A 23,432-nucleotide genomic window follows, 5' to 3' on the forward strand; every position below is an offset into this window, starting at 1 on the left:
CAGCACCAACATCAGTACCTATATCAGTACCTATATCAGTACCTACATCAGTACCTACATCACTACGAGCACCTATACCAGTACCTGCATCTATACCAACATGTGTGTGCTTGCACCATCGCTTTTGCTATCCCTTTCCCTTCGTCTCTCTTTTGCGTCTAAACATTGCCTCTGTTACTGCTCAATATAGTTACTTAGAGGGTAGATAGATTTGTCGGACGCACAGCGGATTTTTTGTAACTAGGTAAGCAAGTACATCAATAGGAAAATGTGGTCGAAGCAGTGTTGGATATGACCTGATTCTTGCGGAACTCGGATGGGGACATCCCGCTAAGTTTATTGAATATGCGGTTGAACTGGGAGAAGCTGTTGAATCCGGATTGCCCGGCGATCTCGGAAATCTTCAGGCGGGTGTAGATCAGCAATTGCTGGGCATTACGGACCCGGGTCATCTGAATATATTCTGTCAGCGTGGAGCCGGTAATTAACTTAAATTGGTGTGATAAGTAATAGGAGCTGATAAAGAACTCTTTAGCGAGGAAATCAAGGGACAACTCGCTGTTGTAATGGCTATGGATGTATGCGGTGATCGAGTAGATTTTTTGCATAATGGCATTTCCGATCTCCTCTGGGACATAGCTGTTCTGGTCTCTACGCTGGTATAAAGCACAGAGGAACTGTTGGAAAAGGCTGTGAATCAGTACTGGATTTAACGGTGAAGTGCTGTGTGATAAGGTGAAGATAGCGTTAAGAGGATCAAACACGGCTTTGCGCAACTCTTTTGGCAAACGGTAGATCGGTATTTCTTCCCAAAATGAGAGAAACATACTTTTGTAAGCGTTCTCTAAACCGGGTATATCCTTGGGCATGGCGAAGTTTATGATCAGCCGCTTAAACGGCGGCCCTTCCGGATATTGTGTCTTATGCATCCGATAAGGACGCAGGAGCACGATGTCACACTGCTGGAGGGCGCAGACATTCCCATCGATAATATGAGTGGCTCGGGAATCCATCAAGATATGAATCTCGTAAAAATCATGAAAATGCTGAAACTCCATATTGATATCGTGAGAACGCTGGTCATAATCAAAATAATAAAAAAGGGGATCTACGGGCGTGTTGATACGTACGCTATACCCTTGTTCGTACAGTAAGTCGCTTTCAAGCAAATGCTCTCACCGCCTTATTCTGTAATATGCACTTATTATAGGTTCAGAAAAGCAAGATTTGCAATATATGAGGGTTATTACAGCAAATATAAAGTAGTTTTTGTATGGAATGGTTTGATATATTACGGGTGAATGGAACTACCCAACATGAGGGAAGACCCAAAATAGCAGGTGAAGGGGCGGGAAACAGATGAACAACAGCCGGATTAGTAAAGTTGAGATCATTGAAAAGCTGAACCGCGTGACGGATAAGCTGCTGAAGCTGGAGCGGCCGGAAAACGAAGCCGAACTGCAAAATTTAGGGGAGGATGCGGGACGACGGGGGTATTTTGCCCGTGATTTTGGCATGGAGGAATGGGATTGGCCGCAGGGAGTGGGGCTTTACGGACTTCAAAAGCTTGAGCAGCATTTCAAGGATGAGCGTTATCAAGAATATGCCAAGCTTTGGATGAGCAAGCAACTGGGCAAGGGACTGCCGAGCCGGAATATCAATACAACAGCGCCGTTGCTGTCATTAATGGAACTGAAGGAAGCGGAGGAATTAAGCCTGGAATGGGTGCAGTGGTTGATGCATGGCCTGCCGCGGACGGAGGAGTCTGGTTATCAGCATGTCACAACAGGAGCGAGCAAGGATGAAGTTACGCTCAATGATAATGAAATCTGGATTGATACGTTATTTATGGCTATTTTGTTCACGGCAAAAATGGGTGTGAAATACGATAATTCCGCATGGCGGCAAGCGTCGCTTTACCAACTGTTGCTGCATATCAAATACCTTTATGATAAAAAGACGGGGTTGTTTTTTCATGGCTGGCATTTTGGCGGCCGGCATAATTTCAGTGAAGCCTTCTGGTGCCGGGGCAATAGCTGGTTTACACTCGGCCTGCCTGAATACCTGGAGTTGATGGGGCCGTATCTGGACAGTGGAGTGTTTGAATATCTTCAACAGATCCTGAACGCACAGGCAACAGCTTTATTAGCCTGCCAGAGCGGAGACGGATTATGGCATACGCTGCTGGACGACTCTAGCAGTTATACTGAAACGTCAGGCTCAGCAGCTATCGCAGCGGGTATTTTGCATAGCGTACGCAGGGGGTTGTTGCCGGAATCGTATGCAGATCATGCCCTGAAAGCGATCCGGGCGGTGCTGGACAGAATTGACGATGAAGGCACGGTGCTTGTTGTATCCGGCGGCACTCCGATTGGTGCTGCAAAAGAAGATTATAAGGAAATCATTATTGCCCCTATGGCCTACGGACAGGCCATGGTTTTAGTCGCACTAGGTGAAGCGTTACATTACTGTTGAGGAGGAGTAGATAGCTAAGGAGAGAGTTAAAAAAGCAGGAGAAATATTTGCTTGTAACTTCACTTGTGCTTGGAGTATACTATTTTCGGGATGGTTAAGCGCTTACCTCAAAGGAGGATAAGCAAATATGGTAAATCCGATCGTAGTTGGCATTATTGGGGCAGGCAGAATTGGCCGGCTTCATGCAGATAATCTGCGTGTGATGCCGTCGTTTAAGTTGAAATCCATTGCGGAGGCTGTGGTAAGTGAGGAATTGCTGGTCTGGGCAGAGAGCCGGAATCTTGGCTCTGCATTTGTGAATGGGCAAGACATTCTGAATGACCCTGAAATCGAGGCTGTGTTTATCTGCACACCTACGGATACCCACGCCTCTTGGATTGAGCTAGCAGCCCGGGCTGGAAAACATATTTTCTGTGAAAAGCCGATCAGCCTGTCGTCAGAGTTTACCCACCAGGCACTGAAGATAGTGGAGGATGAGGGTGTATTGCTACAGGTCGGCTTCAACCGGCGAATGGACCCTAGCTTCCGCAAACTTAAGCAACTGGTTCAATCAGGAGAGCTAGGCAGTCCACATATTGTGAAGATCACATCACGTGATCCGCAGCCTCCGGGTGAGGCTTATGTGCGGTCTTCCGGCGGGATGTTTATGGATATGACGATTCACGATTTTGATATGGCCCGTTATCTGATGGGTGAGGAAGTAACAGAAGTTTATACCCGAGGTGCCAATCTCGTTGATCCGATGTTTGGGCGCTGCGATGATGTGGATACAGCTGTCATCACGCTGACCTTTGCCAGTGGCGCAATCTGCGTCATTGATAACAGCCGTAAGGCTGTATATGGTTATGATCAACGCGTGGAGGTGTTCGGTTCCTGCGGCTCAGCCACCGCCGATAACTGCCGTCCAACAACTGTAGAAGTTTCAACCGCTGCTTCGGTCACACGCGATCAGCCGCTTCATTTCTTTCTCGAGCGGTATAACCAGGCTTTCGTGGAAGAGGTTGCCGCATTTGCCCGGGCAATCCGCCTGCAGGAGCCTATCATTTGCAGCGGGCTTGACGGGCAACAGGCGGAACGGATTGCCGAAGCCGCTAAGGAATCCTATCTTACCGGGCTTCCGGTCAAGTTGTCTTCTTGTGCCGGAGAGGGAATATCGGCAACACAAGCTTTGTAAGCGGATGCAGATGCTGAAGGAAGATGGGGGAGGTCTGTGAAGATGTCCAATCTAATCATAAAAGCCGGAGCACCCGGCAAAGATGGACTTGTAGCGGCAGTTAGCAAGGAGAGCGCTGGATGGGAGTATGTAGGTTTTGAAGTGTACCAGCTGCAGGTTGGGGATACGCTGAGCCGCAGCGCGGAAGGGAATGAAATCTGTCTGGTGCTGCTGGCGGGCAAGGCGGATGTGAGAGCAGGCGCCCAGTTGTTCGCCGGGATCGGTGAACGTATGTCTGTATTTGAGGATTTGCCGCCGTATGCGGTGTATATTCCGGCGGGAGGGCATTATGAAGTTACGGCCTTGACGGAGCTGGAACTTGCGGTTTGCCTTGCACCAGGAACGGGCAAATATGCGCCGCGTTTGATCGCTCCGTGCGATACTGTGGCCGAAGCCCGCGGTTCTGGCAGTATGTCACGGCGAGTGGTCAACATTTTGCCTGAGCAGAGTGAAGCCGAGAGCCTGCTGGTCGTGGAAGTACGTACGGGTGGCGGCAATTGGTCCAGCTATCCTCCGCACAAGCATGACTGTGACAATCTACCTGCTGAGTCTTACCTGGAAGAGACATACTACCACCGGGTTAACCCGGCTCATGGTTTTGTAGTGCAGCGGGTGTATAATGACGATCGCAGCCTTGATGAGACGATGGCCGTGTCTGACAGCAGTATTGTATTGGTTCCGGAGGGCTATCATCCTGTATCGGCTCCGCCGGGTTATGATTCTTATTATCTCAATGTGATGGCAGGTCCGGTCCGCACATGGGTTTTTCATAATGATCCGGAACATGAATGGCTGTTCGAGATGCAGCAACACCAGAAGGATAAGAAGAAATAGTGTAGCAGCACGCACGAAAAGGGGGCTTCCGCAAGGCGGAGGCTCCTTCTTTGTGTCGATGTATTGACCAAATGATCGCCACAGTAAGAGAGTCTCTTGCACCGCTGAATAGACACTGTCAGAAGAGTTCCTTATAATCTAGGTATAGGATTGTACGAACGTAAAGGCGGGCTCACTAACGATGAAACCTACGATATATGATGTGGCACGGGAAGCGGGAGTCTCCATCGCTACGGTGTCCAAGGTGTTGAACAAGAACGGGAGAATTAGCGATAAGACACGGGAGAAGGTTCATCGGATCATGGAGGAGCTGAATTACCAGCCGAGTCTGGTGGCCTCTGCGCTGACGAGTCGCCGAACGGGAACGATTGGGCTGATGATTCCCGATATTTCCAACCCTTTTTTTGCTGAGGCGGCCCGAGGTATTGAGGATTATGCTCAGGAGCAGGGAAGCGACTTGATTGTATGCAGTACTGACCGGGATGATGAGAAGGCGGCCCGGTATATCTCACTGCTCCTGCGTAAACGGGTGGACGGTATAATCATTGCTTCTCATACAGGGAATCCAGATATGGTCCGCCGCCTGCTGGCTGATCACGTACCGCTTGTGTTATTTTCGGCTGATATCCGGATGATGGAGAGCAACAGCGTCACGGTGGATGACTATAAGGGAGGCTATCAGGCGACAGAATATCTGTTGTCCCTGGGCCATCGCAGGCTCGGCATTATCTCTGACAATTTACCGGGGAGTAAGCTGCGCGTGGAAGGCTTTATGGATGCGCTCAAGGCAGCGGGTGTTGGCTTTGACAATCCGGCTAATCTCACGCATACTTCAGCCACGCTGGAGAACGGCCGCAAAGCGGCTGCCGCGATGCTGGTTCAGGCGCAGGAAGACCGGCCGACCGCCATATTCGCCTGCAACGATCTGCTCGCGATTGGGATATTGAAGGAGGCGCGCAGCGCAGGCTTGTCAATACCCCGTGATCTGTCCGTGGTGGGTTTTGACAATACAATGCTGGCTGAAATTTGCCATCCCACCTTGACCAGCATTGCTCAGCCTCTGCGTGAGATGACGGAACAGGCGATGATTCTGCTGAACGAATCTATCGACAATCCCGATAGTCCTAAGCGCAAGATCATGCTGATGCCGGAACTGATCGTCCGCCATTCCACCGGACCGGCACCGAATTAGGAAGACACAAACTCTACAAACGGAGTAAGAACGCCGACTCCTATCTGAAGACCTGTACCTCGCTTAGCGGCGAGGTACAGGTCTTTTCTTTGTTTTTTTCTGGTACATGGGTTCAGTTCCCAACTTCGTTTAAGTTCAGGATTGCCAAACTCCAATTTCTAAACTATACTAATGGAAATTAGGTTAAGCGCTTAACCCATCCCCCGATGATTGTTGTATCTCATTAATCCATTTTACTGAAGTTTTCTCAAGGAGGCGTCATAATGAACGGTTTACAGTTCGATCCTGCACGACCGCTGGATTTAATTGCTGTCGGTCGGCTCTGTATTGACTTAAACGCTAATGAAACCGGAAGACCAATGGAAGAGACACTGACGTTTACCAAATATGTCGGCGGCTCTCCCGCCAATATCGTAATTGGAGCAGCACGGCTAGGGATGCGCACTGGCTTTATCGGTAAGATATCCGATGATCAGATGGGCCGTTTTATCCGAACTTATCTGCAACGGAATGGCATTGATGATAGCCAGGTGAGTGTTGACCAGACTGGTGCAGTGACTGGGCTTGCTTTTACTGAAATAAAGAGTCCTCAGGAGTGCAGCATTCTGATGTACCGGGATCATGTGGCTGATTTGCTGCTGAGTACAGAGGAGATCTCGGAAGAGTATATTCGGAAGTCCAAGGCACTGCTGATCTCAGGTACTGCACTGGCACAAAGTCCGTCCCGTGAGGCTGTGTTTGTCGCTTTGGAGTTCGCCCGCAAGCACAATGTCACTGTATTTTTTGATCTGGATTATCGCCCCTATACTTGGAAGTCAGCCGCAGAAACAGCGGTCTATTATAATCTGGCAGCTGAGAAATGCGATTGTATCATCGGTACCCGTGAGGAATTTAATATGATGGAGAGCCTGTACAATGTGACAGATGCAGATGACGAAGCAACAGTTAACCGCTGGTTCTCGCACCAAGCAAAGCTGGTCGTTATCAAGCATGGCGGGAGTGGTTCAATCTCCTACACGGCGGATGGGCAGAAGCATCGGAGCGGTATTTTTCCCGCTAAAGTATTGAAGACATTTGGAGCCGGAGATTCTTACGCCTCAGCCTTCATTCACAGTCTAATGCGGGGAGAAAGCGTCGGTGAGGCCATGCGCCGCGGCAGCGCGTCGGCATCCATTGTCATCTCCCGCCACAGCTGTTCGGATGCCATGCCAACCTTGGACGAATTGGAAGCGTTTTTATTGTCTAACGAGGAAATCACTTCAGGTGCAGAGTAAGTAGGCGAGGTTGGAGAGGACACAACTCAAACAACCCCAGATCGAATAGCTATGCAAGATTAGATTAGATTAGATTCGCGGGATCGCATTAATAGAGATGAAGGAGTGAGTAGAATGGCACAGCAAACCGTGCAAGTGCTGAACAACTATATTGACGGGCAGTGGGTAGAGGCGGCTACGGAGCACTCAGAAACGGTATACAATCCAGCGTCTGGAGAGGAGATGGCAAGGGTTCCGCTGTCCAGCAGAGTCGATGTTGATCGGGCGGTGGCTGCGGCAAAGGCGGCTTTTGCAGGCTGGTCCAAGACACCGGTGCCGCGCAGAGCGCGGATCTTGTTCAAATATCAGCAGCTGCTGGTGGACCATTGGGATGAACTGGCGAAGACGATCACGCTGGAGAATGGAAAAAGCTTCAAAGAGGCCTACGGAGAGGTGCAGCGCGGCATTGAGTGTGTGGAATTTGCGGCAGGTGCGCCGACGCTGATGATGGGCCGGCAGTTGCCCGACATCGCGACAGGCATCGAATCTGGGATGTATCGCTATCCCATCGGTGTAGTCGGCGGGATCACACCGTTTAATTTTCCGATGATGGTGCCTTGCTGGATGTTCCCGTTGGCCATCGCCTGTGGGAATACCTTTGTGCTGAAGCCCTCCGAACGCACACCGCTGCTGGCAGCACGTTTGGTCGAATTGTTAGAGGAAGCCGGGCTTCCGAAAGGTGTGCTCAATCTGGTTAACGGTGCGCATGAGGTGGTAAACGGCCTGCTGGAGCATCCTGATGTGAAGGCGATTTCCTTCGTTGGCTCACAGCCGGTGGCCGAATATGTCTACAAGAAGGGAACGGCGTGTTTGAAGCGGGTTCAGGCGTTGGCAGGGGCGAAAAATCATTCTATTGTGTTGGCAGACGCGAACCTTGAGGCTTCAGCAACACAGATTGTCAACGCAGCCTTCGGCTCGGCGGGAGAGCGCTGTATGGCTTGCTCCGTGGTAACGGTGCAGGAAGAGGTTGCTGATGAGCTGATCTCCATCCTCCTGCGTGAATGTGAGCAGATGAACATCGGCGATGGTTTGGACGACGACACGTTTCTTGGGCCGGTTATCCGCCAAAGTCATAAAGACAAAACGGTCGCTTATATTGAACAAGGCATGGCCGAGGGCGCTAAGTTGCTAAGAGACGGCCGGGCGGATGCTGCGGTGCAGGGACAGGGTTATTTTATCGGCCCAACGTTGTTTGATGGAGTGACCCGGGAAATGAAAATCTGGCAGGAGGAAATTTTCGCGCCTGTCCTGGCAGTGATCCGTGTCAAGGATGTAGAAGAGGCGATTGAAATTGCCAATACCTCTCGTTTTGCCAACGGGGCTTGTATTTTTACGAATGACGGCGGGAAAGTGCGCTATTTCCGGGAAAATATCGAGTCAGGCATGTTGGGTGTCAATGTCGGAGTGCCAGCCCCGATGGCCTTTTTCCCTTTCTCCGGCTGGAAGGATTCCTTCTATGGCGATCTGCATGCGAATGGAAGCGACGGGGTTGAATTTTATACACGCAAAAAAGTCGTCACTGCCCGCTGGCAGTAACAAAAACGGCGAAAGGGAGGTTTCACGTGGATACGATTAGATTAACGACGGCGCAGGCGCTGGTGAAATTTCTGGACCAGCAATATGTGGACTTTGGCAATGGATCGGAGCGTTTTGTACACGGTATATTCACCGTTTTCGGCCATGGCAATGTACTTGGACTGGGGCAGGCACTTCAGGAAGCGCCGGGTGAGATGACGGTCTATCAGGGGAGGAATGAGCAAGGAATGGTGCATGCGGCGACTGCCTTTGCCAAGCAGAGCCGCAGACGGCGAATCATGGCCTGCACCGCTTCGGTAGGACCGGGTTCAGCTAATATGCTGACAGCCGCTGCCACTGCGACGGCGAATCAGATTCCCGTGCTGCTGCTCCCCGGCGATACCTTTGCCACCCGTCAACCGGATCCGGTACTTCAGCAAATGGAGCACACCTACAATCTGTCGATAACGGTCAACGATGCCTTCAAAGCGGTGAGCAAATATTGGGACCGGATTTATCGGCCAGAGCAGCTGATGACGGCATTGCTGAACGCGATGCGTGTGCTGACTGATCAGGCAGATACCGGGGCAGTTACGATTGCGCTGCCGCAGGATGTGCAAGGGGAGGCCTGGGACTACCCACTTGAGTTCTTCCGCAAGCGCATCCACCGGATCGTTTCCTGTACTCCGCATCCGGATGAGCTTGCTGCGGCAGCTGATCTTATTGCCAGTAAACAGCGACCTCTGCTGGTCTGTGGGGGGGGAGTCCGGTATGCGGATGCAGGAATGGAATTACGTGCGTTTGCGGAGAAATTCGCCATCCCATTCGGTGAGACGCAAGCTGGAAAAAGCGCCGTGGCAAGCGACTGTGCCTACAATCTCGGTGGCATAGGAGTTACCGGGAATGGCTGTGCTAATACGTTGGCCGCAGAAGCGGATCTGGTGATCGGTGTGGGTACCCGGTTTACGGACTTCACGACAGGTTCGAAGAGTTTGTTCGCCCATCCCGAGGTGGAGTTCCTGACAATTAACGCTTCCCTTTACCATGCCTCCAAGCTGGATGCGCTGGCTGTGGTCTGTGATGCTGCCGAAGGTCTTAGGGCGCTGTCTGCTACGTTGGAGAAGCGCGGTTACCGCACCGCTTATACAGATGAAATTGTAGTGGCAAAAAAGGCATGGGAAGTGGAAAGAAAGCGTCTATCTGACGTGGAGTATACGGTGAATCAGGAGGCAGATCGTCCAGATCGTTCTTCAGTTTCCTTCGTGCCGGAAGTTGCCGGACATCTTGACGAGAAGCTATCTGAATATGCGACGAAGTTGAACACTTCGCTGGCGCAAACACAGGTACTCGGGATCCTCAATGAATATCTTCCGAAAGACGCCATTGTGATAGGAGCCGCAGGCAGCTTACCGGGCGACATGCAGCGGATGTGGAATTCCACTGTGCCGGATACTTACCATATGGAATATGGCTTTTCGTGTATGGGGTATGAAATCTCCGGTGCACTCGGTGTGAAATTGGCGGAGCCGGACCGGGAGGTATATGCATTGGTGGGCGATGGCAGCTATCAAATGCTGCATTCGGAACTAGTGACGAGCCTTCAGGAGAACAAGAAGATCAACGTCATTCTGTTGGATAACATGGGGTTCGGCTGTATCAACAACCTGCAGATGGAGCAAGGACTGGATAGCATGGCGACTGAATTCCGCTACCGGGGCCCGGAAGGTCAGCTGAGCGGCGAACTGATAAGCATAGATTATGCAGCAAGTGCCGCGGGATATGGTGTGAAGACCTTCCGTGCGTCAACGGCTGAGCAGCTGCGTGACGCTTTGAGGGAGGCTCTGCTGCAGGATCGTTCCACCCTAATTGACATTAAGGTGCTGCCCAAGACAATGACACATGGTTACGGAGCCTGGTGGAATGTTGGTGTTCCAGAAGTGTCCGGCAGTGAAGCCGTTCGGGCTGCCTACGAGCAGAAGCTTGAACAGCTTGGAAAGGCCCGCAGTTATTAGTATTAGTAATACTGTGAAACGGAAGGGGTAGAATCGAGGATGTTCAAAGAACATGCGGTCAAGCTGGCGATTGCTCCTATCGCTTGGACTAATGATGATATGCCTGAACTGGGAAAAGACAATACCTTTGAACAGTGCATTAGCGAAATGGCGCTTGCCGGGTTTCAGGGAAGCGAGGTGGGCAACAAGTATCCACGCTCTCCGGAACGGCTGCGCCGGGCACTTGAGCTTCGTGGACTTGAGATTGCCAGCGCTTGGTTCAGCGCGTATCTGACTATGCGGCCATATGAGGAGACAGTGGAGGCTTTTTGCGCGCATCGTGATTTTTTATATGAGATGGGTGCGAAGGTGATTGTCGTCTCAGAGCAAGGACGGAGTATTCAGGGACAAATGGATACGCCGCTGTTTGCTAATAAACCTGTATTCACAGAAGCTGAGTGGGCCGCACTTGCCGATGGACTGGGTGGGCTTGGCCGGCTGGCTGCTGAAAAAGGTATGGCGCTTGTATACCATCATCATATGGGGACAGGGGTGCAGACTGGGGCCGAAATTGCTAAGCTAATGGAGCTCACGGAACCGGAAGAGGTGTCTCTGCTGTTCGATACCGGTCATCTAGCTTTTGCCGGTGAGAATCCCTTAGAGGTGTTGCGCATCCACTTACCTCGGATTAAACATGTCCATTTAAAGGATATACGTCCGGAGGTTGTTCAGCGTGTGCTGCGGGATCAGCTCAGTTTTCTCCAGGCTGTAAAAGCGGGCGCATTCACCGTACCTGGCGATGGATGTATATCCTTTGCGGATATTTTCAGCGAATTGGCAAGTTACTCTTATACGGGATGGTTTGTAGTGGAAGCGGAGCAGGATCCGGCACTTGCCGATCCGCTGGAATATGCGATCAAGGCGCGCCGTTATATCAGAGATCTGAGTGGTTTATAGGCCGAGGAGGGCTACCACTTGGTGCTTGGCGGCTGCTCGGACAGATTTATATGCGGGGGTTCACGGCTATGGCTGTGCGCACCTCGCCTTTTTAGTGAGCAGGTGTAAAATACGAATGGCTTCGTTGGTCGGGCTCATGTTGTATGTGTTATAATGGCAGCAAATTAGGCGGAAGAGTTTCCATTTCCATGATGGTGCAGCCAAATATCTATGAACTACTCGTGCATTAACGGCTGAACCGTGGCCGGGTATCCTAACGGTTGTACAGAGGGGGTTATCTATTGTTCCGTTCCTGGTATCGCCGATTGCTGCTGTCCTATTTTCCTATTTTTTTGCTTACTGTGACGATACTGATTTTTGCCTCTTTTGTATTTATTAATGATATTTCACGAATGGAAACCAAAAAAGCGGACCGTATCACCGCCAGCTATCTTATGGATAATGTGGACCGAACGATCAAGGAAGCTGAACTGTCAGTGCTGGAGGCTGCTGAACGCAGCGATGCTTATAAACGTTATTTTAACAATCAAGACCAGATTGATATGGCGACCGTCTACGCTGTTGCCCAGAATCTACGCAACTTGACGCGTGAATCGCCCTATATTCAGTCCATCTATCTTTATGACAAGAGAAATGAAAGCGTTTTAACAGAAACTGGATTAAAGGACCTTTCAGGATTTGTAGACGAGGATTGGATTGGCCGCATCACCTCCGGCTCTTTATCGGAAGGCTGGCAGCCTGTTAGGGAATACAAAGATGAATTTCAGCGTACGTCTATACGTGTGCTTACCATAAATAAAGGTATGCCGCTGCCCTTCGGCTCGGAGGGAGTGCTCGTAATTAATCTCAAAATGAGCGGAATGGAACAGATCGTTGACGGTATGGTCAATGAACAGTTGTCCTTTCTGACCATATTTGGCGCAGATGGACAGGTGGTCTATCAGGCGCATTCGGACAGTGAAGGTGCCAAGAATGGGAAGCAGTTGAACACTTTATATATGGAAAGGCTTGGCTGGACGTTTACCAGCGGGATCAAAACGGGCAGTCTATTCAGCTGGGTGTCAGTGATTTCTTACCTTTGGGTAGCTATTGCCTTAGGTACGGTTGTGTGCGCGATTTTTTACCTGATCTATGTTACGCGGCGGAACTATAAGCCAATTCAGGTGATTATGAACCGGATTGAAGGTCATCAAATTCGCAAGCTGGACCAATCCAGCGACAGACCGGACGAAATGATGCTCATTGACGGAGTGCTGGAAGATCTAATCAACCATATGACGGATTATGATAAGAAAAGCAGAGAGAATTTGCTGTTACAGCGCAGCAAGCTTTTCAACGATCTCTTGCAAAGCGAGCGGTTGGACAATGTCGTTCAGCGGATGGAAGAGCTGTCGCCGCTCTCCGGAGCTCATTCCACAACCCGCTTTATGGTTGTGCTAAGCGAAATCAACCGCTACGACAAGGTTTTTCAAGATCGGTATACAAGGGGAGATCAGAACACGCTTAAATTTGCCCTGATGAATGTCTTTCAAGAATTGGCGCGGAGTGCGGAATTGCAAGCTTGGGCGGAGTGGATAGGGACTGACCGGGCGGCAATTCTCTTCCTGACCACAGGAAGTGATGAAGAGATGGCAGAGAAAATCCGTGTGTTCGCTGAGGACTGCCGCACCTGGGTGGAGCAGAACTTGCGCCTCTCCTTAAGTTTCGCTATCGGGCCATTGGCGGCTGGTCCAGGGGAGATCCGGGATTCCTATGCGGCAGCGGAGAATGTGATGCAGCACAAGCTTTTAATGCACGAAGACATCGCTTTAACGGAATTTGGAGAAACGCGCCAGCCGCTTCTTGAGACATTCAAGTATCTACAAATGATTGCCGAGTTTGTTAAGCAGTTCCGGATGTCGAGCGGCCAATGGCGGGAACTGCTGGAAGGTGTTTTTGATGGTTTTAAACAGGATTATTTACAAGATGATGATATCCGCTCTCTAATTCAGGCCATGCTACAGATGCTGAGCCGGGAAGTGGCTGTCATGTCTGAGCAGCTGCAGGATGAGCTGTCAGCAGAAAATGCGGAGAAGCAGCTGAAGCGGCTGGAAGAGGCAGAATCCATAGATGAAATGAAGGGGATTTTGTTTGAGTATTTGACTGATTTATTCCGCACTTATGTTTCTGTCAGTGAAACTAAAAGCTACCGGGCGATGGTAACCGAGATGAAGAATTATATTGAAGAGAATTTTACAAATCCCGATCTTTCCCTAAAGCATTTGAGCGACCGGTTTCAGGTATCCGGCAAATATGCCAGCTATCTATTTAAAACAGAATTTAAAATGAAATTTGTTGATTTTCTTACAGAGCTACGCATGAAGGAAGCCGAAAAGCTTTTAGTGGAAACGGAATGTTCGCTGCAGGATATCGCACTTCAGGTGGGGTATGCGAATGCAATTACATTCGGCAGGGTATTCAAACGAGTATTAGGAATCACGCCGGGTGACTACCGTTCTTTAAAGCGCGGGCGCGGGACCTCCAGACTATAGGCTGCCGACTTTATTAATCCAATAGCACGTGAACAATAGTTTTTATAACCGCATCTGTGCACGCCAACCTCTATGATGAGGGCGCGAACACCGATGCGGTCTTTATTTTCACACTTTTGAAAGCGGTTTATTCTACGAAAATGGTTGTATGGATAAACCGGAAGTCCGATTTTGCTGGGATATGAGCATCCGAAAGAGGTTTATTGTCAGACTGCCGGAATTCATGAAATACTGTGGGCATCCAGAACAACAAGCGACCCAGTAGCACGGCAGTAAAAAGCATCACGTGATATGGATTCCGCTGGGGATGGATAGAGTTAAGGCTAGGGGATCATAAATACACCATTAAAGCCTGCAAGGGCGAAGGGGATGGAAAAATGACAGTGAACGTACATCAAGGAGTTCTGAAGAAAGCAATCGGGATCGGATTAACCGCAATAATGGGCGTTTCTCTGCTAGCAGGCTGTTCCAATGATTCTAAAAACAACACAGCATCCGAGGGTGCCCCAGCCGGCGAAAGTGCCAAGCGCGTTACATTAAAGGTGGAAGTGTTTGACCGCGGCAACAGCCCAGCCCCTCATACCATTACCAATAACTACTTAACTAAACTAGTGCAGGAAAAGTTCGGAGATCCGAATAACATTGATGTAGAATTTGTACCTATCCAGCGTTCTGAGGAAGTTACCAAGCTGAATGTTTTGATGGCGAGCAATACGGATGTGCCCGATATCGTATTTACGTATGATTCCAGTGTGTTTTATCGGTATGCCCAGCAAGGTGGCTTGACTGATGTCGGAGAAATTCTCGATGAATATGGCCCGAATCTGAAAAAGTTTATTGGCGAGGATACGCTGGCGTTCGGCCAGCTTGAAGGTCAGCAGTATGCGATCCCTGGTAAACGGGCGATCACAGGCCGTTATAGCTCCTACATCCGTCAGGATTGGTTAGATAAATTAGGACTGCCTGTGCCAACGACGACCGATGAGCTGTACACTACTTTGAAAGCGTTTAAAGAAAAGGATCCGGGCAATCTCGGCAGCAAAAACATCCCGATGGGCATGGCACTGGCACCAGCCCAATTCGAGACGTTGATTTTCTCTTTCATGAAGCCGATCAGCGGCGATCTGACCTACAGCCAACGTTATGAGCTGCCGCTGCATGAGGGCTTTAAGGATGCCCTGCAATTTCTTAATAAGCTCTACAATGAAGGGATGATCAGTAAGGACTTCAGTCTGGACGAGGATAAAACACAGTTGGCCAAGGATATCCAGAACGGCAATGTAGGCTACTGGTCGGAGGATGTGGATGTCTTGTTCTATGCCGATGGTACCCTGGATAATCTCTACAAAAATGTAGAGGGAAGCAAGGTGCTGCCGGTAGACGTCTTAACCAACGCCAACGTTGATAACAAGCACATTAAATCCCGGTATGCCTCCAACGGCATGTACATCATGATTCCGAAGAGTAGTAAACGCGCCGTGGAAGCCGTTAAGTATCTCGATTGGATGGCTTCGGATAATAATCTGATTGATATCCAAAATGGCGTTGAAGGTGAAAACTACGACCTGGTAGACGGTATTCCAGTGGCCAAAACAGATGTTTCCCAGGAGTTCGCCGATCGTCTATTTAATGCTGGCGACATGGCCATTATCTCCAACGGCAAAAACATCGGTGATCAGGCCACTAATGAAAAAGCATGGGCGCTGGGCTTTCCGGAACGTAACCGGGAGATGCTGACTCAATCTATCGCTATCGCCAACGCTGACACGGTGGGGCCGCTCGTCTTCGGCAAGCCGATAGAAGCGGAATCGCAATATGGCACAACGCTCAAAGATAAGCTCAACGTAATTATTGTAAAGACGGCAATGGCCAAACCAGAGCAGTTTGAAGCGGTTTACGAGCAGGAAATGAAAGATTACATGACTTTGGGCGGAACCAAGCTGAAAGAGGAACTGGAGAAGTCGTTTAAGGAACTTTCGGCTCAATAAACAAATATATAGTGAAAACCGGGGGGAGATGGTGCTGCGCTCCACCCGGTTTTTCTCCTTAGGAGGAAAACGACTTGAGCAAAGCGACATACTTTAGACGGTATTGGCAATTGTACGCGCTGCTTTCGCTGCCTATTATTTATTTCCTGATCTTCCGCTATGGTCCGATGTATGGTGTGCAGATTGCTTTTAAGGATTTCAATTTGTTTCAGGGGATTGGAGGCAGCGAATGGATTGGCTTTGATGCGTTCCGCGAGGTTTTTGGAATGAGAGAGTTCTACACCACCTTGCGCAATACCTTTATGCTGAATTTTCTGGATTTACTTGTCTCTTTTCCGGCTCCGATTATCCTGGCGATTATGCTGTTCGAAATTCGTTCGGTGTGGTTCAAGAAAATATCGCAGACGATTTTGTATATCCCCCACTTTATTTCCTGGGTGATCATCGGGGGGATCGTATATCAATTGTTCGGCAACCAGTCCGGTATGGTGAACGGTGTGCTGGAGAGCTTAGGCCTTACTCCCATCCCGTTTCTGACTGAAAAAAATCCGTGGCTGATCACTTATTTATTCACAGGCGTCTGGCAAAGTGCCGGTTGGGGGACTATCCTTTATCTGGCGGCGTTAACCGGTGTCAACCGAGAGCTGTTTGAAGCTGCTGAAGTGGATGGAGCGACAAGGCTGAAGAAAATCCGCTACATTACGCTTCCTAGCATAAAACCAACCATCGTGACGCTGCTTATCCTCAATCTGGGAAAGATGGTCAGCATCGGCTTTGACCGCCCTTACATTATCGGTAACACTGCTGTGCGTGAGTATTCTGATGTGCTCAGTACCTTTGTGTACCGGGTGGGTCTAGAATCCGGACAATATACGTTGGCTACTGTAGTCGGATTGTTCCAGGCCGTGGTGGGACTGGTGTTTATTTTTGGCTCCAACTATATTTCGAAAAAAGTGACCGGAGACGGTATTTTATGATAAAGAAAGAAGGAGGCGGAGTGCTATGAGTGAACGTACCTCAAACCGGATATTCGATATCGTCAATATAACGTTTGTTGCCTTGTTCGTTTTGTTCTGCTTGGCTCCGTTTTTGCATGTGATTGCCGTGTCGCTTAGTTCCAACCGGGCAATTACTTCTGGAGAAGTAACGATTTTCCCCATTGAATTGAACTGGAATGCATACATTAATGTTTTTTCCAATAATGCGATGATCCGCTCTCTTGTCTTTACGGTTATTCTGACGTTTGCCACAACGGTGCTGTGTATGCTTTTCACTGTCGCAGCAGCTTATCCGCTGACCAAAAGAAAATTGAAGGGCCGTAAATTTTTTATGTATCTGATCGTTATCACTATGTTTTTCAGCGGCGGTATTATTCCTGAATATTTGTTGATCCGTGATTTGCATTTGATTAATTCGGTCTGGTCGCTTATCCTGCCAGGTCTGGTCAGCCCCTTTAACCTGATTATCCTGATCTCCTTTTTCAATAACATCCCTGCCAGCCTGGAGGAATCGGCCGAAATCGATGGCAGTTCCCATCTTCGTACCCTGATGAGTATTATATTGCCGCTATCCATGCCGGTTATGGCCACATTGGCGCTTTTCTACGCAGTGGGAAGGTGGAACGGCTTTCAGGATTCTTTGATGTATATCAATAATCCGGATTTGTATCCGCTCCAGCTCAAGCTGTTCCAGATGGTGCAGAACAACATGGTATCCGAACTGACACAAATGGAAGGTGCCAACCGGACCCCACTGACACCAGAGAGCCTAAAAGCGGCCACCGTTATCTTTGCAACAGTACCGATCCTTGCCGTATATCCATGGCTGCAGAAATATTTTGTCAGCGGTGTAATGCTTGGTGCCGTAAAAGGTTGAACCGTAAGCTGTAACAAGGGAGGAGAACATAATTATGGAGGACAAAGGCATATTTTCGTTCTCAACTTGCTGGAACATTAAGCGTCATTCCATCGGCAGTGAAATGCTGCGGGAAATCCGCGATCTGGGCTTTCAGCGAGTGGAGCTGAACTATAATGTGACTAAGGAAATGCTGGAAACGATCGAGCCGATGCTTGAGCGGGGGGAGATGGGGATCTCCAGTGTCCACAACACCTTCCCGCATGTGCAGGACTCCGATTATGGCACAGATTCCGTGCTGCTAGGTTTTGAGGATGAGGAGAAGCGGCAGCGGGCGATTGAGCTGCTGATTGGCTCGGCTAAGTACGCTCAGCGTTACGGAGGAGAGGCTGTTGTTGTGCATCCCGGTGAGGTACCCTTTCCAAATGATATCAGCAAAGAGCTGGAGCAGATTTATAACGGAGAGGGTAGAGATTCTAACGCTTATCGCAGCAAATGGGCGGAACTGATGGAGCGGCGGGAAGCCTATAGCGCCGGCTATGTGCAGAAAATTATTGAAAGCCTAGATGAAGTATGTAACCGGGCAGTTTCTGAGGGGCTAAACGTACGCTTTGGTATCGAAACACGTTCCAAACCGCAGCAGATTCCGACGCTTGCGGAAGCCAAAACGATTATTAAGGCGCTAAAAGGAGCGCCTGTGGGCATATGGTATGACACCGGGCATGCCATTATGATGGACCGTTTGGGTTTGTACGACAGTGTGGGGGAAATGGAAGGTCTGATGGATGATATTGTAGGTGTTCACATTCATGAGACCATCGGTCTGTCTGATCACTGGTGCCCTTATGTAAACAGCGGGAATATGGAATTCTATGATGCTTATCTGCCGATGATTGAACGGGCGCGGGTCAAGGTGTATGAGCTGAAGGCAGCTTGCCAGCCGGAAGAAATTGCTGAAAGTCATCGGCTGCTTATGGCCAAGTTGGCGCGTAGAGGGCAGGTCTGATGTTGAACGATGAAGACCGTAGGTTAGCTATGAAGTATGCTCCGCGCTTATTATTCGATCAGAACGAGCCATTTTTTCCGGTACGTCTCGGTATAACGGTGTTGCGGCAGGAGGGGGAGTCTCCTTCCTTCCGGCGCCGTCTAGCTGTGAACCATCCGGATGTGTTGACCGTTGTAGAATACGCGATTTATTACGATTATGATATTCAGCATTTATATGATCTGGAGCATGTGTGGGTTTATATCGGTAGAGACGGGGAAGTGGTGGATGCCGAAGCGAGCTTTCACGGGAAATTCCTTAAAGCGCTGCTGCGCGGGGGCAGCAATCTAAGCGGGACACGGGTAGATCTATATGTCCAACCCGGCAAGCATGCTCTTGCCCCGTTCCCTGAAGTCTTTGAGCTGTTACCGGGATTCGCATCCAGTACACAGGATAGAACAGGTGCGGAGGGTCTGATTTATGGCGACTTTTTTCACGGCATTCTGGCGTCCGATGGAGAAACTGACCGTCTTGTCCACCGTTATCTGCAAACCTGCGGGTTCACGCCTTCCCTGTCCTATTCGTGCTGGGAATATGCGGACCGGGAGGAATTGTTCGTTTCTTGGAATCAACTGTTCACGGAAATTCCTGACCGTATCCGACAAGAGCTGGCGCGGCTTCAGCTCCTGTTACCACCCAGACATTGAGCAGATTGTTAACATGGAGGGAATTATAATGTATAAGCAACTGGTAGCCAGTAATGATAGAGCGGCAGTGGAGGGATTATCCCGGCAGGTGCTTGATCCGACGAGCCGCTATTATGGAGGGACAATAGATCCGGGTACTGGCGTTGCCTGGGTTAATCATACGACCGGCACACCAACCGATATGTGTTATTGGGGAGCGGCTCTGGTTAACCCGGATTCCGCATTCTACCGTGATGAGCTGCTGCTGGCCCGCCTGCTGCTGGCGACGGAGTTCGTGCTGCGTGCACAACATGAGGATGGCTCGATCTCTCCGGGCTGGACGAACTATCATTCTCCCCCGGATACAGCCTTTGTCATCGTCGGCTATGCTCAGCTATACCAACTGTTGGCGTCGCAGGATTGGGCGCCACTGCAACAGGTGCTTGATAATATGCTCTTGTTTCTTAAGCGAACTATTCCCGTCATGCTTACAGGGGGCTGTCACACGCCGAACCACCGTTGGGTATTGTGTGCAGCACTGGGATTTCTGCATGAACTGTTCGGACTGGAGGAGGCTGTCCAACGGGCGGAACAGTGGTTGGCGGAAGGGATGGATATTACACCTGATGGAGAATGGACGGAGCGCAGCAACGGTATTTATAGTGCGGTCAGCGACATCATGCTGATTCATGCCGCTCGTCTGCTGGATCGGCCGCAGTTGCTGGAGCCAGTTCGTCTGAATTTACACATGATGGTCTATTTGGTGCATCCTAAGGGCGAAGTTGTGACCGATTATTCTGGACGCCAGGATCTGGGGAGCTTTCACGACCTGTCTCCATATTATTTACCGTACGCTATTCTGGCCCGTTCCGATAAGGAGCCATTGTTTGCGGGGATGGCCGAATGGGCAGGCAGAGCACTGGAAAATCCGGGGGTCTGCTCTGTCAACGTACTTGTACGTATGCTGCTGGAGCCGGAGCTTCAGCAACCTTTTGAAGATTCGGCAGCTCTGCCTGTAAAATATGAGAAAATACTGAACGGCGATTTTCCGCGACACGGCTATCTGCAGGATATGGAGAAGTCCGGCCATCAAGGGCGAATTTACCACAGCCGGCTGCATACTGATTTCGGAGCACCGGTTGCGCGCTACAGGGACGGGAACACTAGCGTGACCTTAATCACGGAGACGCCGTCTTTTTTTGCACTCCGTCACGGTGCCGTCAGGCTGCTTGCAGTGCAACTGGCTTCTTACTTTAATCCGGGATATGTCCCGATGCAGAAAATGATCAAACTACCTGACGGATACCACCTGTCAGGAGAACAAAAGAAGGGTTATTACGGTCCTGTAGAAGGTGAACTGCTTCCGCAAACATCTGGGGAGCCGGTAAGCCCTTGGTATCTGCTACCGCATCAGAGCCGCGCACTTACGCATGAACAGACATTCCGTGTGGAGACGGAGGTTCAACGCACGGACAGAGGGTGGACCCTGCGATTGCATGCTGAGGAACCTACGGAGGTTATGACTCAGCTGTCTTTTATTTTTGGACGGGAAGGATGTTTCACATCGGGTGAATTGCAGGCTGTCGGAGAGGACCATTATCTCTGGAACGGCGGTAACCTCCGCTATAGTTGTGAAGAGGACTGGATTGAACTGTCAGGGGGCGAGCTTGGACATCTGGCGGCTACGGTGCGTGAGGCGAAGCTGCAGGATAACTGCAAGGCGGTGTTGGTCAATTTTATGACCCCGTTCGATAAGACGATTACGATCACTCTATCTCCTTCCATGATAAGAGAGTAACCTTTGCAACAATTTACAATTTAGCAGACGTTGACGTTACACCTCAGTCTTAGAATAATAAGCCTTATTAAAAAACCTTCCATTAGAAGCAAACCTGGAGTTATCAGGTCTAATGGGAGGTTTTGTTATGCATCTGCTAAGCATAGACTCACCAGATTTTAACCGTGCATAATGGTATAAGTAAGAAATCCGGGGACACCAGCCGTCAGTGATTCAAACATTCTCCGAAGCCGTGACTGTCAGCTTTTATAAAATTTCCTTTAGTTTGGTTTACATAGGCACTTTTTTCGGTGGTCAAGTGTTATAGAGATATAAGGGTTAAGGAGGTGCTTACATCGCCACAGGATTCGCTAGACTCGACAGAGTTGGAAGAGCTAATCGTTAGGATTCAAAAGGGAGATTCCGAGCAGTATGCTTTAATTGTCAGGTCATTCCAAAAGCCGATCTATCGATATTGCTATCGTTTGTTAGAAAACAAGCAGGATGCGGAGGACGCGGTTCAGGATATTTTGGTAAAGGGTTATCAATCTATCCGGCAATACAAATCGCAAATGCATTTCTCGGCATGGCTCTATCGTATCGCATATCATCATTGCTTAAATCTGCTGCGCAGGCGTCGTCTGCATAAGCAAGTCATGCGTATTTTTCGTCCGGAAGTACTGTCTGCAAGTCCTGAACAGGAGCTGGATGCTCGGTTGTATAGTCCTTCATTGTCTGCGGCTTTAGCGGGATTGTCGCTTGAGGAGAGAAACATGCTTATTCTGCGGGTGTTTGAGGAACAAACTTATGCTGAGATAAGTGAGATTCTAGGGGTCAGTCCCAATGCGCTAACTAAAAGAATGAATCGGATCAAGCTAAAGGTTCAGGAAGCTATGAAGTCAGAGGAGGAGATCATATGGAAAGAAACAAAATCAGCAATGAATACCAAGATATAATTTATGCCTCGGCGGGCAATGAACTTTTGGATGAGGTAGATGTAGAAGAGAAGGTCATGGGGCGTATTACTGGCATAACAGGTCGAAAGCGATCGTTCTCGCTGAGGGTGATGAATAAAACAACAGCAGTGGCCAGTATGTTAACGCTGTTTCTGCTGATTTCTGTGACTGCGTATGCTGCGTCTGAATATATCCAAATCCGCAATAGTGAAGGAGTAGTGAAGGTCCAACATGTTGCGCCGACTGAATCTGCAGAAAGGGCTTCTTATGATAAATATGCGCAGCAAGCAGAAGAGTTCGCTAAACCGGGTGAATTGATCGCTTATCTTGTGAAAAATAAAGCAGGTGCAGCAGGCTTGGCGACAGAATTGCAGTTTAAGTATAAAGAGCAGCGGATAGATGCGTATTCTGATTTTTTAAAAGAAATCAAAAGAACAGGGGCGCCAATGCTTCCCGAAACGGCAGCGGGGTACGCTTTTAAATATGGTGTAATCCATCCTAATTCTCCGACTACGGATACAGCTAAGCTAGGTACTTTGTATAAGGAAACATTAAATGATCTTACCGCTCAGGCAAATAAGGACAAGGGGACCCGCAATTTGTTTATGAAGGCTATACCGTGGTCCGAGCCAGGGGGGCTAAGTGTAACATATTCGAAGAACAATGCTTTTATAGGGATCTCAGCAACGCTCATGCATGGCGGCAAGGTTTTCGTGGAACAAACGCCTGAGAATCAAGCTAATAAGCTCACAGTTGCAGGGACAGAAGTTATCTATAACAAGGTAGTAAGGGAAGAGGTCAGCTATGATTATCTAAATTGGTATAACGAGAAGCAGGATGCGTATTATACACTCACCAGCTATGGAGATAAGATTTTGACCAAGGAGCAATTTTTACAGCTGGCTGAGGAGCTATTGAAGTAGAGTTTTGAAGTTTGAAGTTTGAAGTTTGAAGTTAGTAGTTAGTAGGTGCATGCGCTAAGTTAGTTGTATTATGTGCAATTAAAGTTCACCAATAGCTGTATATAGGCCCTTTAGTTGTACTTGATGCAGCTATTACTGGTTAGATTAGTGGAAATAGACGTTTTTACGGATTTTAGTTGTAGAGAATGCAATTAGAGAAGAGGCTATGAGCGGATCAGAAATAAATAAGTGTATAAAATACA

At 49.3% G+C, this 23,432-nt stretch carries 18 protein-coding genes; 17 read left to right on the top strand and 1 reads right to left on the bottom strand.

What is annotated here, in order from left to right:
* Nucleotides 1–257: 257 nt before the first annotated feature.
* The gene (locus tag MHI15_RS28780) at nt 258–1,169 is read right to left on the bottom strand and encodes a helix-turn-helix transcriptional regulator (protein ID WP_341165182.1); all 912 of its coding nucleotides are present in this window, start codon (nt 1,167–1,169) and stop codon (nt 258–260) included.
* 190 nt (nt 1,170–1,359) lie between these two features.
* On the opposite strand from MHI15_RS28780, the gene MHI15_RS28785 reads away from it, so the two are divergent.
* From MHI15_RS28785 to MHI15_RS28865, 17 genes are all read left to right on the top strand, one after another.
* Nucleotides 1,360–2,475: a glycoside hydrolase family 88/105 protein gene (locus MHI15_RS28785; RefSeq protein ID WP_341165183.1), complete on the top strand. Its 1,116-nt coding sequence runs from the start codon at nt 1,360–1,362 to the stop codon at nt 2,473–2,475.
* 127 nt (nt 2,476–2,602) lie between these two features.
* Complete coding sequence (gene iolG / locus MHI15_RS28790; protein WP_076185618.1) at nt 2,603–3,649, top strand: inositol 2-dehydrogenase; 1,047 nt, start codon at nt 2,603–2,605, stop codon at nt 3,647–3,649.
* A gap of 42 nt (nt 3,650–3,691) precedes the next feature.
* The gene (iolB, locus tag MHI15_RS28795) at nt 3,692–4,522 is read left to right on the top strand and encodes a 5-deoxy-glucuronate isomerase (RefSeq protein WP_341165184.1); all 831 of its coding nucleotides are present in this window, start codon (nt 3,692–3,694) and stop codon (nt 4,520–4,522) included.
* A 181-nt stretch (nt 4,523–4,703) separates the two neighbouring features.
* Nucleotides 4,704–5,714 (top strand): LacI family DNA-binding transcriptional regulator, encoded by a 1,011-nt coding sequence (locus MHI15_RS28800; protein ID WP_341165185.1) that lies wholly within the window; start codon nt 4,704–4,706, stop codon nt 5,712–5,714.
* 263 nt (nt 5,715–5,977) lie between these two features.
* Nucleotides 5,978–6,988 carry a 5-dehydro-2-deoxygluconokinase gene (gene iolC / locus MHI15_RS28805; protein ID WP_341165186.1) on the top strand — a complete coding sequence of 337 codons (1,011 nt, stop codon included), beginning with the start codon at nt 5,978–5,980 and terminating at the stop codon, nt 6,986–6,988.
* Between the two features lie 114 nt (nt 6,989–7,102).
* Nucleotides 7,103–8,563 carry a CoA-acylating methylmalonate-semialdehyde dehydrogenase gene (locus tag MHI15_RS28810; RefSeq protein ID WP_076185626.1) on the top strand — a complete coding sequence of 487 codons (1,461 nt, stop codon included), beginning with the start codon at nt 7,103–7,105 and terminating at the stop codon, nt 8,561–8,563.
* Nucleotides 8,564–8,589: 26 nt separating this feature from the next.
* Nucleotides 8,590–10,554, top strand: coding sequence for a 3D-(3,5/4)-trihydroxycyclohexane-1,2-dione acylhydrolase (decyclizing) (gene iolD, locus MHI15_RS28815; protein ID WP_341165187.1), 1,965 nt, complete (start codon nt 8,590–8,592; stop codon nt 10,552–10,554).
* A 39-nt stretch (nt 10,555–10,593) separates the two neighbouring features.
* Complete coding sequence (iolE, locus tag MHI15_RS28820; RefSeq protein ID WP_076278927.1) at nt 10,594–11,490, top strand: myo-inosose-2 dehydratase; 897 nt, start codon at nt 10,594–10,596, stop codon at nt 11,488–11,490.
* A 281-nt stretch (nt 11,491–11,771) separates the two neighbouring features.
* Nucleotides 11,772–14,021: a helix-turn-helix domain-containing protein gene (locus MHI15_RS28825; protein WP_341165188.1), complete on the top strand. Its 2,250-nt coding sequence runs from the start codon at nt 11,772–11,774 to the stop codon at nt 14,019–14,021.
* A 377-nt stretch (nt 14,022–14,398) separates the two neighbouring features.
* The gene (locus MHI15_RS28830) at nt 14,399–16,009 is read left to right on the top strand and encodes an extracellular solute-binding protein (RefSeq protein ID WP_076124659.1); all 1,611 of its coding nucleotides are present in this window, start codon (nt 14,399–14,401) and stop codon (nt 16,007–16,009) included.
* A gap of 74 nt (nt 16,010–16,083) precedes the next feature.
* Nucleotides 16,084–16,986 carry an ABC transporter permease gene (locus MHI15_RS28835; RefSeq protein WP_038568353.1) on the top strand — a complete coding sequence of 301 codons (903 nt, stop codon included), beginning with the start codon at nt 16,084–16,086 and terminating at the stop codon, nt 16,984–16,986.
* Nucleotides 16,987–17,011: 25 nt separating this feature from the next.
* Nucleotides 17,012–17,884 carry a carbohydrate ABC transporter permease gene (locus MHI15_RS28840; protein ID WP_038568356.1) on the top strand — a complete coding sequence of 291 codons (873 nt, stop codon included), beginning with the start codon at nt 17,012–17,014 and terminating at the stop codon, nt 17,882–17,884.
* Nucleotides 17,885–17,918: 34 nt separating this feature from the next.
* Nucleotides 17,919–18,869 (top strand): sugar phosphate isomerase/epimerase family protein, encoded by a 951-nt coding sequence (locus MHI15_RS28845; RefSeq protein ID WP_076124657.1) that lies wholly within the window; start codon nt 17,919–17,921, stop codon nt 18,867–18,869.
* A complete protein-coding gene (locus tag MHI15_RS28850; protein WP_076278925.1) occupies nt 18,869–19,555 on the top strand; it encodes a hypothetical protein in 687 nt (228 codons plus the stop codon). Before MHI15_RS28845 ends, MHI15_RS28850 begins: the two co-directional genes overlap by 1 nt.
* 28 nt (nt 19,556–19,583) lie before the next feature.
* A complete protein-coding gene (locus MHI15_RS28855) occupies nt 19,584–21,332 on the top strand; it encodes a hypothetical protein (RefSeq protein ID WP_076192700.1) in 1,749 nt (582 codons plus the stop codon).
* 326 nt (nt 21,333–21,658) lie between these two features.
* Nucleotides 21,659–22,267 carry an RNA polymerase sigma factor gene (locus MHI15_RS28860; RefSeq protein WP_076278924.1) on the top strand — a complete coding sequence of 203 codons (609 nt, stop codon included), beginning with the start codon at nt 21,659–21,661 and terminating at the stop codon, nt 22,265–22,267.
* Nucleotides 22,228–23,190 carry a hypothetical protein gene (locus MHI15_RS28865; protein ID WP_076278923.1) on the top strand — a complete coding sequence of 321 codons (963 nt, stop codon included), beginning with the start codon at nt 22,228–22,230 and terminating at the stop codon, nt 23,188–23,190. Before MHI15_RS28860 ends, MHI15_RS28865 begins: the two co-directional genes overlap by 40 nt.
* The last annotated feature ends 242 nt before the right edge of the window (nt 23,191–23,432 follow it).

The organism is Paenibacillus sp. FSL H7-0918, from assembly GCF_038007025.1.
Lineage (GTDB): Bacteria > Bacillota > Bacilli > Paenibacillales > Paenibacillaceae > Paenibacillus_AQ > Paenibacillus_AQ odorifer.

Coding starts and splice junctions, on each gene's coding strand:
- MHI15_RS28785 (WP_341165183.1), top strand. CDS start 1,360: ATGAACAACAGCCGGATTAGTAAAGTTGAGATCATTGAAAAGCTGAAC.
- iolG (WP_076185618.1), top strand. CDS start 2,603: ATGGTAAATCCGATCGTAGTTGGCATTATTGGGGCAGGCAGAATTGGC.
- iolB (WP_341165184.1), top strand. CDS start 3,692: ATGTCCAATCTAATCATAAAAGCCGGAGCACCCGGCAAAGATGGACTT.
- MHI15_RS28800 (WP_341165185.1), top strand. CDS start 4,704: ATGAAACCTACGATATATGATGTGGCACGGGAAGCGGGAGTCTCCATC.
- iolC (WP_341165186.1), top strand. CDS start 5,978: ATGAACGGTTTACAGTTCGATCCTGCACGACCGCTGGATTTAATTGCT.
- MHI15_RS28810 (WP_076185626.1), top strand. CDS start 7,103: ATGGCACAGCAAACCGTGCAAGTGCTGAACAACTATATTGACGGGCAG.
- iolE (WP_076278927.1), top strand. CDS start 10,594: ATGTTCAAAGAACATGCGGTCAAGCTGGCGATTGCTCCTATCGCTTGG.
- MHI15_RS28830 (WP_076124659.1), top strand. CDS start 14,399: ATGACAGTGAACGTACATCAAGGAGTTCTGAAGAAAGCAATCGGGATC.
- MHI15_RS28840 (WP_038568356.1), top strand. CDS start 17,012: ATGAGTGAACGTACCTCAAACCGGATATTCGATATCGTCAATATAACG.
- MHI15_RS28845 (WP_076124657.1), top strand. CDS start 17,919: ATGGAGGACAAAGGCATATTTTCGTTCTCAACTTGCTGGAACATTAAG.
- MHI15_RS28850 (WP_076278925.1), top strand. CDS start 18,869: ATGTTGAACGATGAAGACCGTAGGTTAGCTATGAAGTATGCTCCGCGC.
- MHI15_RS28855 (WP_076192700.1), top strand. CDS start 19,584: ATGTATAAGCAACTGGTAGCCAGTAATGATAGAGCGGCAGTGGAGGGA.
- MHI15_RS28865 (WP_076278923.1), top strand. CDS start 22,228: ATGGAAAGAAACAAAATCAGCAATGAATACCAAGATATAATTTATGCC.